Consider the following 15,880-nt stretch of genomic DNA (forward strand, 5'->3'; position numbering starts at 1 on the left):
TTTCTTACTCCTCTGTCAGTGCTGATCGGCGTGTTCGGGCTGTACGCCAAAAGTCTTGAAGGCCATGGCCAGCAGGGCGTAGCAGCCGACCGTGAAGACGAAATCCATGCGCTGCTGGTCGTTGAGGTGCTCGCCGAGCGCGGCCCACGTCTCGTCGGACAACTCGGATTTGTCTTCGAGTTCGTCGACGGCGGTGAGCACCGTTTGGTCGAACGTGTCTAGGTGGCCGACGTCCTCGCCGGCACCGCCCAGCACAGCGGCGATCTGGTCGTCGGTGATTCCCTCGGCCTTGGCCATCCTGACGTGGTGAGACCACTCGTAGGCGCATTCGCGACGATGTGCGACGCGCAGGATGGCCAACTCGCGGACGCGCGCCGGCAGCGTCGACGAGGTCAATAGGTGGACGTTGAACCGCAGAAACGCCTTGGCCAGGGCCGGGTGGTGGGCGAGGGTGCTGAGCGCGTTGTTGGCGGCGGGGTCACGCATTGCCGAGAGTGCCTTGTGGGTCGCCTCGTCCCACTGATCAGCCGGCAGCGGCGGCAACCGCATCCGTGCTCTCCTCTCGCCGTCCTCCCGACCACCTCTCAGCCTAGGAGAATCATATTCTCATTTCCAACCAATAGACTTGCACGGATCGAGCGGCCGGTCAATGCCGGCGGCGGGGCATGGGCAGGGCACGATCGCCGATCCGGTCCGCCGGGATGCCCGACTTCGAGCGGACATGGGGCGGCGGACGGGCTGCGGGGCGGCGCAGGCATTTACCTCAGCGCATGGTCGCCGGGAACCCGGCAATTTAGCGGCCGCGCTCCGCCCCTGGTCAGGCGGCCACCACCGGCCGTGGCCTCCGCTGGATGTTGATTCTCGCTTGGCGAGAAGATAGTTTTCAATTTAGTGATCTTGGCACGGGACAGCTATTCGCCGAGGCTGCGTGGGAGCGGAATCGAACAGACGGATTCGATGGAAGGGCAACGGCCATGAACAAAGAAGACATGATCCTGATCAGCGTTGACGACCACACCGTCGAGCCACCGGACATGTTCAAGAACCACCTGCCGAAGAAGTACCAGGACGACGCGCCGCGGCTGGTGCACAACGCCGACGGCTCGGACATGTGGAAGTTCCGCGACACCGTGATCCCCAACGTCGCGCTCAACGCGGTCGCCGGCCGGCCCAAGGAGGAGTACGGCATCGAGCCGACGGGGCTCGACGAGATCCGGCCGGGTTGTTACAACGTCGACGAGCGCGTCAAGGACATGAACGCCGGCGGCATCCTGGCCTCGATCTGCTTCCCGTCTTTCCCGGGCTTCGCCGGGCGGCTGTTCGCCACCGACGACAACGACTTCTCGATTGCGCTGGTGCAGGCCTACAACGACTGGCACATCGACGAGTGGTGCGGCGCCTACCCCGCGCGCTTCATTCCGATGGCGATCCCGGTGATATGGGATGCCGAGGCGTGTGCCGCCGAGGTGCGTCGAGTGTCGAAGAAGGGCGTGCACGCGCTGACCTTTACCGAAAACCCCGCCGCGATGGGCTATCCCAGCTTCCACGACGAGTACTGGAACCCGCTGTGGAAAGCGTTGGTGGAAACCGACACCGTGATGAACGTGCACATCGGCTCCTCGGGCCGGCTGGCCATCACCGCCCCGGATGCGCCGATGGACGTGATGATCACGCTGCAGCCGATGAACATCGTGCAGGCCGCCGCCGACTTGCTGTGGTCGCGGCCGATCAAGGAGTACCCGGACCTGAAAATCGCGCTCTCCGAGGGTGGAACAGGCTGGATTCCCTACTTCCTGGAGCGCGCGGACCGGACCTATGAGATGCACTCCGCGTGGACGCACCAGAACTTCCAGGGCAAGCTGCCGAGCGAGGTCTTCCGCGACCACTTCCTGACCTGCTTCATCAGCGACAAGGTCGGCGTGGCGCTGCGCAACATGATCGGCATCGACAACATCTGCTGGGAGGCCGACTACCCACACAGCGACTCGATGTGGCCGGGGGCGCCCGAAGAGCTCTGGGATGTGTTGTCCCTCAACAATGTTCCCGACGACGAGATCAACAAGATGACGCACGAGAACGCCATGCGCTGGTACTCGTTCGACCCGTTCACCCACATCTCGCGCGAACAGGCCACGGTCGGCGCGCTGCGCAAGGCCGCCGAGGGCCACGACGTGTCGATCAAGGCGAAGGGCCACGACAAGGACAGCCGGGGCGGCTCGTCCTTCGCGGACTTCGCGGCCAACGCGAAGGCTCTCACCGGCAACACGGACTGAGGCCACCGGCTCGGGCTGGGTGCGCTGCGTCGAGATTGCGGTGGGGGTCGCGATTTTCGACAACCCACGACCACTACGGCAATCTCGCCGTCCGCAACGAATGAGGAGACCCAGCAGTGCCCGGCGCCGGAATGAACTTTGAGCTGACCGACGACCAGGAGCTGATCCGCCGGTCGGTCGCCGAGTTGGCGCGCAAGTTCGACGACCAGTACTGGATGGAGAAGGACCAGGCGCACGAGTTTCCGACCGAGTTCTACGACGCCATCGCACAGGGTGGCTGGCTGGGTATGACGATTCCCCCGGAGTACGGCGGCCATGGCCTCGGAATCACCGAAGCCACCATCCTGCTCGAGGAGGTCGCCAAATCCGGCGGCGCCATGAACGCCGCCAGTTCGATCCACTTGTCCATCTTCGGCATGCAACCGGTGGTGGTGCACGGCTCCGACGAACTCAAGGCGCGCACACTGCCCAAGGTCGCGACCGGCGAAGTGCACGTCTGCTTCGGCGTGACCGAACCCGGTGCCGGCCTGGACACCTCGCGCATCACCACCTTCGCCAAGCGCGACGGTGATCGCTACATCGTCAACGGTCGGAAGGTGTGGATCTCCAAAGCCATGGAGTCCGACAAGATCCTGCTGCTGACGCGCACCCAGTCATATGAAGAAGTGACTAAGAAGACTGACGGGATGACGTTGTTCATCACCGATCTCGACCGCAGCCGCGTCGACGTCCGCCCCATCCGCAAGATGGGCCGTAACGCCGTCAGCTCCAACGAGTTGTTCATCGACAATCTCGAGGTACCGGTCGAGGACCGAATCGGCGAGGAAGGCAAGGGCTTTCAGTACATCCTGGACGGTCTGAATCCGGAGCGGATGCTGATCGCCGCCGAGGCGCTCGGCATCGGCCGGGTGGCGCTGGAAAAGGCGGTGAAATACGGCAACGAACGTGAGGTGTTCGGCCGGCCCATCGGCATGAACCAGGGACTGCAGTTCCCGCTTGCCGACTCGCTGGCACGCCTTGACGCCGCCGAGCTGATGTTGCGCAAGGCAACCTGGTTATACGACAACGGCAAACCCTGTGGGCGCGAGGCGAATACGGCAAAATATCTGTGTGCCGATGCCGGCTTCACCGCCGCGGACCGGGCGTTGCAAACGCACGGCGGCATGGGATACGCCGAGGAGTACCACATCACGCGCTACTTCCGGGAGGCCCGGCTGATGAAGATCGCGCCCGTGAGCCAGGAGATGATTCTCAACTTCCTGGGAGCCAACGTCCTGAAGTTGCCGAGGAGCTATTGACCGCGCTCGGCGAACCCGTGCTCGCCGACAGCACCTTGCGCGATGCGCTGGCCAACGAGGCCCGCGCCCAGGTGGGCAATTTCGCGACGGCGGACGCGGCCGCCGCGTATGCCGCTTTCGCGGAGCGGCGGGAGCCGTCGTTTACTGGCCGGTGGACGCTGTCGAAATCGGAGAAGGAAGCGGAGTAGGGATATGCGGGAAACAGTCATCGTCGAAGCCGTACGTACAGCGGTGGGAAAGCGCAACGGCGGCCTGTCCGGGATGCACGCCGCCGACCTGTCCGCCGTCGTCCTCAACGAGCTGCTGGAACGCACGGGTGTCGACCCGGAGATCGTCGATGACGTGGTCTGGGGATGTGTGTCCCAGGTGGGGGATCAGTCCAGCAACATCGGCCGCTACGCCGTGCTGGCCGCCGGATGGCCCGAGACCATCCCCGGGACGACCGTCAACCGGGCGTGCGGTTCCAGTCAGCAGGCGCTCGATTTCGCCGTGCAGGCCGTGATGTCCGGCCAGCAGGATGTCGTCGTAGCCGGCGGTGTCGAGGTCATGAGCCGCGTTCCGCTCGGTTCGGCCAGGGCGACCGGCATGCCGTACGGCCCAAAGGTCCTCGCCCGCTACGACGGCTTTTCCTTCAACCAGGGCCTGTCGGCGGAGATGATCGCCAAGAAGTGGGGATTCTCCCGCACCCGGCTCGACGAATACTCCGCCCAGTCCCACGAACGGGCCGCCGCGGCCCAGGACGCCGGCGCGTTCACCGACCAGATCGTGCCGGTGTTCACCGAGGACGAAACGGTCGCCGCCGACGAAGGGATCCGGCGGGGGACCACGGTCGAGAAACTCAGCGGACTCAAACCGGCCTTCACCGAAGACGGGGTGATCCACGCCGGCAATTCCTCGCAGATTTCCGACGGCGCGGCCGCGCTGCTGGTGACGACGGCGGAGATGGCGGTCGAGTTGGGGCTGACCCCGCTGGTTCGCTACCTGGCCGGGGCGGTGACCGGGGCGGACCCTGTCCTGATGCTCACCGGGCCCATCCCGGCGACCGAGAAGGTGCTGAAGAAGGCCGGCATACCCCTCCCGGAGGTGGGCGCGTTCGAGGTGAACGAGGCCTTCGCGCCGGTGCCGCTGGCATGGCTCACCGAAACGGGGGCGGACCCCGAGCGGGTCAACCCGCTCGGCGGTGCCATCGCCCTGGGCCACCCGCTGGGCGCTTCCGGTGCGGTGTTGATGACGCGAATGGCCCACCACATGCGCGACAACGGGATTCGGTACGGGCTGCAGACCATGTGCGAGGGCGGCGGCACCGCCAACGCCACCCTGGTCGAGCTCGTGCGGTAGTCCGCGGCACGGCCGCGGGCGAAACAGGCACCCCCGCGTGACGCTTGTCACAGCGGCCAAACTAACCTACTGTGTGTTCACTAGGTTGGTTCATGCCCGCCGATCGGCCAAAGGAGTCCGGTGCCCGACGCACGGCGATACGACACGTTGCTCGCCAAAGGCGAGGACCGCAAGCAGCGGATACTCGACGTCGCGCAACGGCTGCTCACCCACAATGGCTGGCGCAGCACCACCCTCGCCCAGATCGCCGGCGAGGCCGGGGTCACCCCCGCAGGGTTGCTGCATCACTTCGAGTCCAAAGAGCAACTGCTGCACGCCGTCCTCGACGCGCGTGATCTCGACGACGACCTCCATGCCGACCGGACCGGGGACCTCTTCGCCCAGATCGCCCAGGTCGCCGACCGGTTCAACCGGGCCCCCGAACTCGTCGGAACGTTCACCGTGCTGCTGGTCGAAAACATCCTTCCCGACGCTCCGCTGCACGACCGGATGCTGGCCAGGCATCGCGCCGCGACCGACATCGTCGCCGACCTGATCCGCCGCGGGCAGGCGGATGGCCGGTACCGCACGGACATAGACCCTGCCGTCAAGGCAGTGGAAATACTCGCCTTCGTCCACGGAATGGAAACCACATGGTTGCTCGATCCATCGATACCGCTAACCGAGGTGTTCAAGCAGTACGCCGAGACCCTGGCGCGGGACTTCGCCCCTTAGAAGAGCGGCGCGAAGACATGAGATACCGGCTCGACGTGGTCGCCGCCACCGTCGTCGACGTGGTGCGGTTCGCCGGCGGCTGGCTTTTCGATCGGGCGATGGCCGGGTGGGACGTCACCGTGCTCCTGGCGGACTTGGCCGATAACGCCGACGACCGGCCCCTGCAGATCCTTGGCGCCCGGGTGGTCGACCTCGAAGGCGCGTTGGCGTCGGTGCAATCTCGTCCTCGTCCGCAGGCCCTGGCGGCGGCGGCGGACTTGTTCGGCTGCGACCCTCGGGTGCGGCAAGGGGTGTTGCAGGCCCTTGATCACGGCGTCACCGAGGTCACCCTGTGGGGCGAGAGCTGGCCGGCGGAGCTCGACGACAGCGTCGGCCTGGTGCAGCACCGGCTGAGCATGGCCGCCCACACCTTCAAAGCCCAGGCCCTGGCCGCGGCCGCGGTGCCGCACGGCTCGATCGGCCAGGTGGAGACCTTCCGCAGCGGGCTGCTGGCCTGGCCATCCGTCGCCGCCGATCTGGTCCCCGCCAGCTAACGCCGCGCCCTCACACCGTCGGCGACGGCCGACCCCTCGTTGACGGCCAACCACGCCGTGTGGAAATGTAATGCTCATCTGCGAGAGGCACATTCTCACTAGCCGAGATTCAAGGAGCGGGAGATGGCGAACGAATTCTCCGAGTTGGACTTCTTTCGCGGCAGCGAGCTCATCGAAGACCCGTACCCCTATTACGAGGCGCTGCGCCGGCAGTGCCCCGTCACGCGGGAGACCCATCACAACGTCACCATGATCACCGGTTGGGACGAGGCGTGCGCGGTGCTCAACGACGCCGAGACGTGGTCCTCATGCATCTCCGTCACCGGTCCGTTTCCTGGTTTTCCGGTACCGCTGGAAGGCGACGACATCACCGACCTGATCGAGAAACACCGCGACGAATTGCCGTTCAGCGATCAGCTGCCGACCCTCGACCCTCCGACCCACACCAACCACCGCTCGCTGCTCATGCGGTTGATCACCCCGAAGCGCCTCAAGGAGAACGAGGACGCCATGTGGGTGCTCGCCGACCAGGTGCTCGACACGTTCCTGGCGCCCGGCCGCGGCGACTGGATCAAGGGCTTCGCCGGCCCGTTCACCTTGCTGGTCATCGCCGATCTGCTCGGCGTGCCCGAGGAGGATCGCGACAAGTTCGTCAAGGGCATCCGCGACCACTCGGGTGGCGGCGTCGGGGGCACCAAGGGCTCGCTGGCGCACAGCCCGCTGGAATTCCTCTACGGTCTGTTCTCCGATTACGTCATCGACCGCCGGCGCGAGCCCCGCGACGATGTGCTGACCGGCCTGGCCACTGCCACCTACCCGGACGGCTCGACCCCTGACGTGGAAGACGTGGCGCGGGTGGCCAGCAATGTCTTTTCGGCGGGCCAGGAGACCACCGTGCGGCTGCTGGGTGCGGCGTTGCAGACGCTGGGGGAGCGGCCCGACATCCAGGCGCAGTTGCGCAAGGACCGCAGCCTGATCCCCAACTTCATCGAAGAGTCGTTGCGCCACGAGAGCCCGGTCAAGGGCGACTTCCGATTGAATCGGGTGCCCGCCAACGTCGGTGGCGTCGACCTGCCCGCGGGAACCACCGTCATGGTTGTCCAAGCGGCCGCCAACCGTGACCCCCGCCGGTTCGACGACCCCGCCACTTTCGACCCGGCCCGCAAGAACGCCCGCCAGCACATCTCGTTCGGGCGCGGTATCCACAGCTGCCCCGGCGCGCCGCTGGCGCGCGCCGAGACCCGGGTGGCGATCGAGCGCCTGCTCGACCGGACGTCGGACATCAGGATCAACGAGGACGTGCACGGCCCGGCGAATGCCCGCCGCTACCAATACGTTCCGACGTACATCCTGCGCGGCCTGACAGAGCTGCACCTGGAGTTCACGCCGGCATGAAAGTCACAGTCGACGACCAGCGCTGTCGCGGCCACGGCGTCTGCACGACGCTGTGCCCGCAGGTATTCAGCCTCACTGACGACGGATACGCGGAGGCGATACCGTCCGACGTCCCAACGGAATTCGAGGCCGCCACGCAAGAGGCCATCGAGTGCTGTCCCGAACAGGCCATCAGCAAGATCTAAGGAGATTCAGTGGCGAAAGGGTACGTCATCCTCACGGAGGCCATCAAGGATCCCGAGGGCATGAAGGCCTATGCCCAGGCGGCAGGTTCGGCGATGGCGGGTGCCACCATTCTCGCGGTGGACACCGCCCCCAAAGTGATCGAAGGCGACTGGCACGGCGACCAGACCGTCGTGCTGGAATTCGAATCGGTCGATGCGGCCCGCGCGTGGTACGAGTCCGAGGCTTATCAGAAGGCGGCGAAACTGCGGCAGGCCGCGGCCGACTGCAACGCCGTCATCATCGCCGGTTTCTGATCGCTACTCGCCCACGATCGAGATGGCCTGCCGGGGGCACTGACGCACGGCCTCGCGCACGTCGTGTTCGTTCTCCGGGGTGACCTCCTCCTGTAAGACGGTCAACATGTCGTCGTCGCCGAGGAGAAAGATCTCCGGATTGATGCCCATGCAGACACCGTTGCTCTCGCAGAGCCCCCAATCGACTTCGATCTTCTTCGTCACGGCAACAACCCCCTTACCGAAGCACCTTGACGGGCACGTTCTTCCAGCCCGCGACGTTTTGCATGTTCACCCGTTTGCACCCCGCCCAGTCCACCTCATAGCGGGGCATGAAGTCGAGGAGCCGCTCCAGCGCGATCCTGCTTTCCAGGCGGGCCAGCGCGGCGCCGAGGCAGCTGTGGATTCCGTACCCGAGACCGAGATGCTGCGCCTCGGTCTGGTCACGCTCGATGTCGAACGTGTCGGCGTCGGTGAAGGCCTCCGGATCGCGGTTCGCCGCTGCGCCGCAGAGGAACACCGGCTTGCCCGCGGGAATCACGCCACCGCTGACGTGCGCCTCTTTAAGGGTGTAGCGGACGTTGTATTGCACCGGACCCTCATAGCGCAGTAGTTCTTCCACCGCCCCCGGGATCTTGTCGCGGTCGTCCTGCAGCTTTTGCCATTGGTCGGGATGACGGGCGAAGATCACCGCCGCGTTGCCCATCAGTTTGGTGACGGTCTCGGCGCCCGCGCCGCCCAGAAGGGTTGCGAACCCGCAGATCTCGATGTCGTCGAGCTTGCGCAGCTGGCCGTCGGGGCCCGGGATCTCGGCCGCGATCAGCCGGCTGATCATGTCGTCCTGTGGTTCCTGGCGCCGCTCCTGAACCAGGCTGAAGTAGTACATCGCCGCATCGATGTTGGCCTGCATGCCCGCTTCGCTGACCTCGATCTGGCCCGGTTCGTGGGACAGGCTGGTGTCGATCCAGTGGCGCACCTGCTGGCGGTATTCCTCCGGCACCCCGGCCATTCGGGTGATGACTTCCACCGGGAACGGCCCGGAGAAGTCCTGCACGACGTCGAAGTTGTCGGGGTCGGCGGCGCCCAGATACTTGTCGATCACTTCGATGATCGTCTCGCGCTGCGACTGGATCGCCCGCGGGGTGAACGCCTTGTTGAGCAGGCTGCGCATGTGCCGGTGCTCGGGCGGGTCCATGAAGATGATCGATTTGTTCTCGGCGGGTACGCCCTTGCGCACCATCGCCAGGTCGCAACCGCGCGCCGAGGAATAGGTCTCGAAGTCCTTGAACGCGGCCGCGACGTCCTCGTGCCGGGTCAGCGCGTAGAAGTCCTCTTTTTCGTCGTAGTACAGCGGCGCTTCCTCGCGCATCCGTCGATAAGTGTCGAACGGGTTTTTGAAGTAGTCCTCGGAGTACGGATCGAAGACGACCTTCGGTTTTGTCACTGAATCCTCCTCAGCGGCGAGGGCGGGCTGAACCCGTTACAGCGGAGTCGTTCACTGTAACGGTAACGGTAATACCTTCGTGACGAACCGGGAAGACCGAAACGCGGGCATCTCAAACCCTCCTGGCGGGTGCAGTCTCAGATTCGGGGGCTTTGATGACGCCGTCCAGGGCACCCAGATCGGCGCCGAGCTCTTCGCTGATGCCACGGACCAGGGAAACGTCTTTGTCGACGAATTCGCCGGCAATCTCCATGAACGACGCGACGGAACCGCTCGCCGCCACCAGGCTCAGGACGCGGCTGCCCGCGCTGCCGTGCGCGAGCGCGGCCAGCAGCGTCGACTCCGGCACGCCAAGCCGCTCGCCCAGCCCGATCGATTCCGCGAGCAGCCCGATATGCCCCGCGAACAAGGCGTTGTTGACCAGCTTCACCTTTTGCCCGGTTCCGGTGGGCCCGACGTGCAAGACGGGGTCGCCGTAGCAGCTCAGCAGTGGCCGTACCCGCCTCACCGCTTCGTCGGTGCCACCGACGAAGAGGGTGAGCCGGCCGGCGGCGATGTCGTGCGGACCCCCGCTGACCGCTGCATCGATTGTCTTCGGACTGGCGGTGGTGTGCACCACCAGCGCCGCACCCGGCTGCATGGCGGAGAGCAACCCGCCGTCCAGGCATACCTCCCGCACCTGTTCGTCACTGAACACGCTGAGCACCACGACATCGGCGCGCGCCCCTGCCCCGGCCGCGTCGTGGACCGCGCGGGCGCCGAGCTGCTCGAGATCGCTCCGCTTGTCCGCGGTCCGGCCCACGGCCCAGACGTCGTGCCCCGCGGCTATCAGGCGGGTCACCATAGGGCGGCCCATCCGCCCCGCGCCGATGAAACCGACTCTCACCGCGGATGGCCCATGAGGATCAAGGCGGCGTCGGCCGCATCGAGCACGGCACCGCCGTCTGCCCCGGCCCGGCCGGCCAAGTCGACCACCAGGCGGACATCCTTTTGCAGCAGCGTGCCCGCGACGCCGGCGAGCCGGTCCAGGCCGCCGATGCCGCCAAGGGCGTTGAGCGCAAAGCTGTTTCCGCTGCTGCGGGACACGACCTCGGTGAGGCGGTCCGGGTCGACCCCGAGGGCACGGGCCAGTGACAGCGCGGTGGCCGCGGTGGCCAGGTGGGCGGTGAAAAGCAGATTGTTGAGCAGCTTGGTGGTCTGACCCGAACCCAGCTCACCGAGGTGGACGATGGGGTCGGCGTACGTCGCGAAGACGGGACGGCAACGCTCGACCACGTCGGCGTCACCGCCGGCCATCACCAGCAGCCGTCCTTCGGCGGCCGCCGGGCCGCCACCGCTCACCGGCGCATCGATCACCGAAATACCCTTGGCAGCAGCGGCATTCGCGAGCTCGCGGCAAGTGTTGGGATGCACGGTACTGTGCACGGCGATCACGCCACCCGGCTCCATCGCCGCCAACAGCCCGCCCTCGCCGCGGGTGATCTCGTCGATGTCGGCGTCGCCCACGACGCAAAGGCAGACCAGGTCACTGGCCGCGGCGAGCTCGACCGGTGACCCGGCGACCTTGGCCGGGGTGTCGGCGAACGGCTCGAGGGTTGCGGGTCGGCGCGCCCACAGCGTGGTGTCGTAGCCGCCCTCGACGATCCGTCGCGCCATGGGGCCGCCCTGACTGCCCAGCCCGATGAATCCGACTCTCATCAACCGGCCTCCAAATCGGATTCCGTCTCCGTTGAACGCCCGGCCACGCACTCATGGACGAACTCCACGACCGTCGCGTGGTAGTCGGGCGCAGTGTGGCCGAGACTGATGTTGTGCCCGGCGCCGGATTGTCGATGCACGGCGAATCGCGGCGCGGCGGAAAACAGGCCGGTAATCTCCGTGACCGCTGAATCATCAGCCTGCCAAACCTTTTCGTGTTCGGCGATGCTGAAATGCACCGGGACGCGCACGGCCGGCGCGAGGGCGGGGAAGGTTTGTCGCGCCCAGTCCGACACCATTTGATCCTCATAGGCGGGCGCCGACGGGGAAACCGTCGCGCCGCCGAGGACCTCGGGCGGGTACAGCTCTTCGGGGCTCCACAGCAGGTCGCGCATGCCCGCGGGACGGCGTTCGCGGGTCGCCGTTTTGAGTATTTCCCGGGCCGCCGGGTGATAGCGCCGGCCCGTGCCCGCCAATTCGATGCCGAGCAGATCGGCGCCGCGCTCGTCGGCCGCCATCCGCATCGTCAACTCACACCCGCCCGAATGCCCCAGCACGAACAAGCCTGCGCCACGGGGTCGTTCGCCGAGAATCCGATCGACCGCACCGTAAGCGAGGTTGACGCGCTGCTCTCCCTGTTCCATCGCCTCGGGATACGGTGCCGAGCTACCGTAGCCCGGCCGGTCCAGGGCCACCACGGTGAATCCCGCTGCCGCACCGGTCCGTAACAGCGAGTACGACGGATGGCCCGGGCAATCGAAATAGATCGCGGTGGTGCCCCCGCCGTGGATGGCCACGATGACGGCCTTGGGATCGGGGGATTCGGCGGTCAGCGCCGACATCGGCACCCCGTCGACGATCACCAGCCTCGGCTTGGGCGCGGGCAGGTTCATGAGTCCGCCCGCAACAGCAGCACGCCGCTGGGTGTGAGGCCACCGCTGCTGACCACGCCAACCCGGGCGCCGGCGACCTGGCGGTCGCCGGCCTCCCCTCGCAGTTGGCTGACGGCCTCGTGGACCAGGCCCATGCCATGGGTGCGGCCGTGAGAAAGCTGGCCGCCGTGCGTGTTGAGCGGCAGCTGGCCGTCGCGGGCGATGTTCTTGCCGCCGTCGAGGAAGTCTTTGGCCTCGCCGATCCCGCAGAACCCCAACGCCTCGATCCAAGACAGGCAGTTCATGGTGAAGCCGTCGTAGAGCTCGGCGACGTCGACGTCGGCCGGCCGCAGTGCGGTGCGGGTCCATACGTGCGCGGCCTGTCCCAGCACCTGCGGCTCATGGGTCAAAGTGCTTTGGTCCCAGTCGATTCGCTCGACGATCTGCGTACCCACCGCCTCCACCAGCACCGGTCGCTTGGCGAGGTCGCGGGCGGCGTCGATGGCGGAGACGATCACCGCTATCGCGCCGTCACACGGTACGTCGCAGTCGTAGAGACCGAAGGGCGTGGTGATCGGTCGGGCGTTCAGATAGTCGTCCATCGTCATCGGCGACCGGTAGATGGCGGTCGGGTTCAGCTCGGCGTTGGCCCGCTGGTTCAACGCGATCCAGCCAAGGGTCTCCTTGGTGGTGCCGTAACGGTGAAAGTGCCGCTGCGCGTTCATGGCCAGCGTGTGGGCCGCCGACATGGCGCCGAACGGCATCTGCCAGCCCGACATCCGGCCACCCGACGGGCGGATCTTGCCCTGCTTCATCAGTTCGCCGTTGGTGGCCTCCCAAAGTGTGCGGAAGCACAGCACGTGACGCGCCAGACCGCCGGCGACCGCAAGCATCGCCGCGATCAACGATCCCCCTGGGCCGAACGTCTCCATGGCGCCGTTGTGCCATGTCGGCCGAATGCCGAGTGCCGCTTCGAGAGCGGTGACGCCGCCCTCCCCGAATCCGCCGACATTGATCGCGCCGGGGTAGGTGGACAGTCCGTCGATGTCCGCGTACGTCAGGCCGGCGTCGGCCATCGCCGCTTCGCAGGCTTGCACCGTCAGCGCCATCGGCAGCTGCATCAATCGGCGTCCGATCGGCGACATGCCGATCCCGGTGAGCGCGACCTTGTCTTCGAACTTCTCGGCGGTCAGCATCGGCCGGACGTGTTCGCCGAACCGTTCGGGCGCGATTTCGTCGTCCGGCAAGGAGGCGCGTTGAGAGTTCGCGGCCGGTCGAAACAGCGGAAACCACACATCCTCGGCCTGCTCGAAGACGACCTCCACCTGTTGGCCGAGCTCGAGCTGATCGGGTTCGCACTCCACGATGTTGGTGGTCAGTCGCACGCGGGGGTCCTCGGCAATTGCGACCTGGGCGACCACGTAGGGCGCCGGCAGGCCGGGCAGACTGAACCTCTCATTGATGGTGAAGCCGGCCAGCGTCCCCTTGCCGGAGACCACCCGCACGCCCATGTCGCGGGATCGGCAATACCGGCACACCGGTGCGGGCGGATGGATCAGCGACTGGCAACCATTGCAGTTCTGCAGGCGCAGGTTCCCGTCGGCGCCCGAGGTCCAGAAGAACTCGTTGTCTTGAGTGATCAGGGGCAGCGGGCGTCCCGGTGCAGACACGTCACCTCCGCGAGTCGAACGGTCCCCGGATGCAGTCTGGTAGGCCCGTTATACGAATCGGAGAATTACGTTATCACCCGCGGGCAAGGTCGATCGAGATGGTGACCGTCGAGCGCGCCTGCCTGACCCGTCAGAGCGGCACCCAGACGCCGCCCACGTAAATGCCCCACTGGTGAAAGCCGACACTCCACATCGGGGCCTCCGACGTCCACCATGGCTGCGGGGGAGGCGGCGGCACATCCTGCCCGGCGAATGACGGCGCGTATGCCGGCGGGGACACGTACCACGCCGGCGCCGCCGGTGGCGGTTTGCACTCGAAGGTCGCCGGATTGAACGACATGTTGTGATCGCACTGCGCCGAGCTGATTCCCGGAGTCGCTATCGCCGCGACCGCCATCGCCATGAAGCCGACCGCGACGACGGCGGTCAGACGAAGGACAAACCATCTCATGGTGGGCCTCCAGTGGGGCCGTCCTGACCTTGGCGGGTCTCAGCTTATTCCCTTGAAACCGCCATGACCAGGCAAGCAACGCGATACCGAATTTACCCTCGTGACGTCCGGCTCTGTGAAAAGCGCGACGGGGTCAACGGGTGAAGCCCCACTCCGCCTCGTTCTCTTCGGTTTTGAGGCGCTCGGCCGGATCGTCCGCATCGGCGAGGGGAGGGTGTGCGGAAGGCGAGGTGCGCTCACCGATCTCGGCGATGGCGTGCACCGGGCAGTCCATCAGGGCGCGCATGACGGCGTCACGGTCCGCCTCCGCCACGGTGCCATCACCGATCAGGGACGCGTAGCCCCAGTCATCGAGCGAGAAGTATCCGGGCGCGTATTTGGCGCAGATGCCGAAGCCGTCGCAGACGGTGCGGTCCAAGCGGATTTTCATGCGAGCCTCATAGCTTCCGCCTCGTAGGGACGGTCTGCGCGGAAAGGCCCGCGGGCGCAGCCTTGGCACGTGCCCTCGAGATGTGCGCTGACTTCGTCCGGGAACTGACTGAGCAGGCTGGCGGCCATGTTGGTGGCGGCGTCCAGCGTTGCGCACGCGCCGCGCCCGCGCAGCAGCACCGACCAGCGACGCAACCGGTTGACGTCTTCGGTCGTCGCCGCTCCATCGCGCAGCGCCCCGGCAGCGGCGGCCATCGCCGCCGTCCCGTTGAAGCACGAGCCGCACTGCCCTGCGTTTTCGCGGTCGAAGTAGGCCAGCACCGACGCGGCGACCGCGACCGGGCAATCGTCGGTGAGCACCGCGATGGCGCCGGCCCCCAACCCGCTGCCGAGCCGCCGCATCGTCTCGTGGTCCAAAGTTGTTTCGAGCACGGCACGGTTGAGCAGGCCGGCGAAATAGCCGCCCATCAACGCCCCGCGGACCTGGTCAGGTGAAACGCCGTGCAGGGCAAGCATTTCGGTGAACGGCAAGCCCTGCGGAAGTTCGTAGAGCACGGCCGGACGGTCCGCCCCGGTAATGGTGGCCAGGAAGGTGCCCGGGGACAGCGACGTGCCCTGCGAGCGGAACGCCGCCGAGCCGTGGCATTGCAGGAAAGGCAGGTTGGCCAGGGTCTCGACATTGCTCACCAGTGTCGGGCGATCATCGACGCCGGATTCGAATGGGCGTGGCGGCTTGTCCGTCGGCTTGGCCGGGCCGCCGTTGATCGCGCGGACGGCGGCGGTTTCCTCCCCGGCCACGTATCCGGGCCGCACCGTCAGCATGCCGACCGTGATGCCGCCGAGTGCGTCGGAATCTAGTTCGCCGAGCGCGGTTTCGACGCTGTGGGCCGATTCCTGGTCGGACACGTAGACGTATGCGCGGTCGGTGCTCACGATCGCGGCGCCCAGCCTCAGCCCGTCCAGGATGAGGTGGGGGCGGTTGCGCAGCAGCCAGCGGTCCTTGATCGAAGCCGGTTCGCCCTCTTCGCCATTGGCGACGACGACGGCGCCGCCGGCAATGCGCCCGTTGTCGCGCACCGTGCGCAATTTGATCGCGAGCGGGAAGGCCGCACCACCGCGGCCGACCAGCCCGCTGGCCTCGACCTCGCTCAGCAATGCATCGGCGTCGGCAAGGGGACGATACCCACCGACCCTTCGATACGCCGTGAAGTCCTCGCGGGTTTGGCCGGCTCGTTCGAAGAGCAGCCGGGGTTCCACACCGGGGAACGTCACGGTGGTGATCGTGGTGGATGGGGCGGTGTTCACGG

18 protein-coding genes and 1 pseudogene are annotated in these 15,880 nt (G+C 66.5%); 9 read left to right on the plus strand and 10 right to left on the minus strand.

What is annotated here, in order from left to right; translation table 11 throughout:
- Positions 1-15: 15 nt before the first annotated feature.
- On the minus strand, positions 16-549 hold the full coding sequence (locus tag A5697_RS09380) for a carboxymuconolactone decarboxylase family protein (RefSeq protein WP_068009948.1): 534 nt from the start codon (positions 547-549) through the stop codon (positions 16-18).
- 425 nt (positions 550-974) lie between these two features.
- On the opposite strand from A5697_RS09380, the gene A5697_RS09385 reads away from it, so the two are divergent.
- From A5697_RS09385 to A5697_RS09425, 9 genes and pseudogenes are all read left to right on the plus strand, one after another.
- Positions 975-2,273: an amidohydrolase family protein gene (locus tag A5697_RS09385; protein WP_067945310.1), complete on the plus strand. Its 1,299-nt coding sequence runs from the start codon at positions 975-977 to the stop codon at positions 2,271-2,273.
- Between the two features lie 131 nt (positions 2,274-2,404).
- On the plus strand, positions 2,405-3,571 hold the full coding sequence (locus A5697_RS09390; protein WP_068009951.1) for an acyl-CoA dehydrogenase family protein: 1,167 nt from the start codon (positions 2,405-2,407) through the stop codon (positions 3,569-3,571).
- Between the two features lie 23 nt (positions 3,572-3,594).
- Positions 3,595-3,759 (plus strand): annotated as a pseudogene (locus A5697_RS09395) (enoyl-CoA hydratase); the annotation flags it as partial.
- 4 nt (positions 3,760-3,763) lie between these two features.
- A complete protein-coding gene (locus A5697_RS09400) occupies positions 3,764-4,909 on the plus strand; it encodes a thiolase family protein (RefSeq protein ID WP_067945304.1) in 1,146 nt (381 codons plus the stop codon).
- Positions 4,910-5,029: 120 nt separating this feature from the next.
- On the plus strand, positions 5,030-5,623 hold the full coding sequence (locus A5697_RS09405; RefSeq protein WP_067945302.1) for a TetR/AcrR family transcriptional regulator: 594 nt from the start codon (positions 5,030-5,032) through the stop codon (positions 5,621-5,623).
- Between the two features lie 17 nt (positions 5,624-5,640).
- A complete protein-coding gene (locus A5697_RS09410; protein ID WP_067945300.1) occupies positions 5,641-6,156 on the plus strand; it encodes a hypothetical protein in 516 nt (171 codons plus the stop codon).
- Between the two features lie 123 nt (positions 6,157-6,279).
- Entirely contained in the window at positions 6,280-7,551 is a 1,272-nt protein-coding gene (locus A5697_RS09415; protein WP_067945298.1) for a cytochrome P450, read from the plus strand.
- A complete protein-coding gene (locus tag A5697_RS09420) occupies positions 7,548-7,736 on the plus strand; it encodes a ferredoxin (protein ID WP_067945296.1) in 189 nt (62 codons plus the stop codon). The genes A5697_RS09415 and A5697_RS09420 overlap by 4 nt, the downstream gene beginning before the upstream one ends.
- A gap of 60 nt (positions 7,737-7,796) precedes the next feature.
- Entirely contained in the window at positions 7,797-8,030 is a 234-nt protein-coding gene (locus tag A5697_RS09425) for a DUF1330 domain-containing protein (protein WP_231972029.1), read from the plus strand.
- Between the two features lie 3 nt (positions 8,031-8,033).
- Here the strand turns inward: A5697_RS09425 and A5697_RS09430 are convergent, their stop codons facing one another.
- The 9 genes from A5697_RS09430 to A5697_RS09470 all read right to left on the minus strand — a co-directional run bounded on the left by A5697_RS09430 (position 8,034) and on the right by A5697_RS09470 (position 15,878).
- On the minus strand, positions 8,034-8,234 hold the full coding sequence (locus tag A5697_RS09430; RefSeq protein WP_007168596.1) for a ferredoxin: 201 nt from the start codon (positions 8,232-8,234) through the stop codon (positions 8,034-8,036).
- A 13-nt stretch (positions 8,235-8,247) separates the two neighbouring features.
- The gene (locus A5697_RS09435; RefSeq protein WP_067945290.1) at positions 8,248-9,453 is read right to left on the minus strand and encodes a cytochrome P450; all 1,206 of its coding nucleotides are present in this window, start codon (positions 9,451-9,453) and stop codon (positions 8,248-8,250) included.
- A 112-nt stretch (positions 9,454-9,565) separates the two neighbouring features.
- Positions 9,566-10,339 carry an NAD(P)-dependent oxidoreductase gene (locus A5697_RS09440; protein WP_082953313.1) on the minus strand — a complete coding sequence of 258 codons (774 nt, stop codon included), beginning with the start codon at positions 10,337-10,339 and terminating at the stop codon, positions 9,566-9,568.
- A complete protein-coding gene (locus A5697_RS09445) occupies positions 10,336-11,151 on the minus strand; it encodes an NAD(P)-dependent oxidoreductase (RefSeq protein WP_068009960.1) in 816 nt (271 codons plus the stop codon). The genes A5697_RS09440 and A5697_RS09445 overlap by 4 nt, the downstream gene beginning before the upstream one ends.
- On the minus strand, positions 11,151-12,044 hold the full coding sequence (locus A5697_RS09450; RefSeq protein WP_067945284.1) for an alpha/beta hydrolase: 894 nt from the start codon (positions 12,042-12,044) through the stop codon (positions 11,151-11,153). Before A5697_RS09450 ends, A5697_RS09445 begins: the two co-directional genes overlap by 1 nt.
- Positions 12,041-13,693 (minus strand): OB-fold domain-containing protein, encoded by a 1,653-nt coding sequence (locus A5697_RS09455; protein WP_068009963.1) that lies wholly within the window; start codon positions 13,691-13,693, stop codon positions 12,041-12,043. Before A5697_RS09455 ends, A5697_RS09450 begins: the two co-directional genes overlap by 4 nt.
- 130 nt (positions 13,694-13,823) lie before the next feature.
- On the minus strand, positions 13,824-14,144 hold the full coding sequence (locus A5697_RS09460; RefSeq protein ID WP_067945280.1) for a hypothetical protein: 321 nt from the start codon (positions 14,142-14,144) through the stop codon (positions 13,824-13,826).
- A gap of 133 nt (positions 14,145-14,277) precedes the next feature.
- Positions 14,278-14,574: a ferredoxin gene (locus A5697_RS09465; RefSeq protein ID WP_068009970.1), complete on the minus strand. Its 297-nt coding sequence runs from the start codon at positions 14,572-14,574 to the stop codon at positions 14,278-14,280.
- Entirely contained in the window at positions 14,571-15,878 is a 1,308-nt protein-coding gene (locus tag A5697_RS09470; protein WP_068009976.1) for an NADH-ubiquinone oxidoreductase-F iron-sulfur binding region domain-containing protein, read from the minus strand. The genes A5697_RS09465 and A5697_RS09470 overlap by 4 nt, the downstream gene beginning before the upstream one ends.
- Between the last annotated feature and the right edge of the window lie 2 nt (positions 15,879-15,880).

It is taken from the genome of Mycobacterium sp. E3251, assembly GCF_001666835.1.
Classification (GTDB): Bacteria; Actinomycetota; Actinomycetes; order Mycobacteriales; family Mycobacteriaceae; genus Mycobacterium.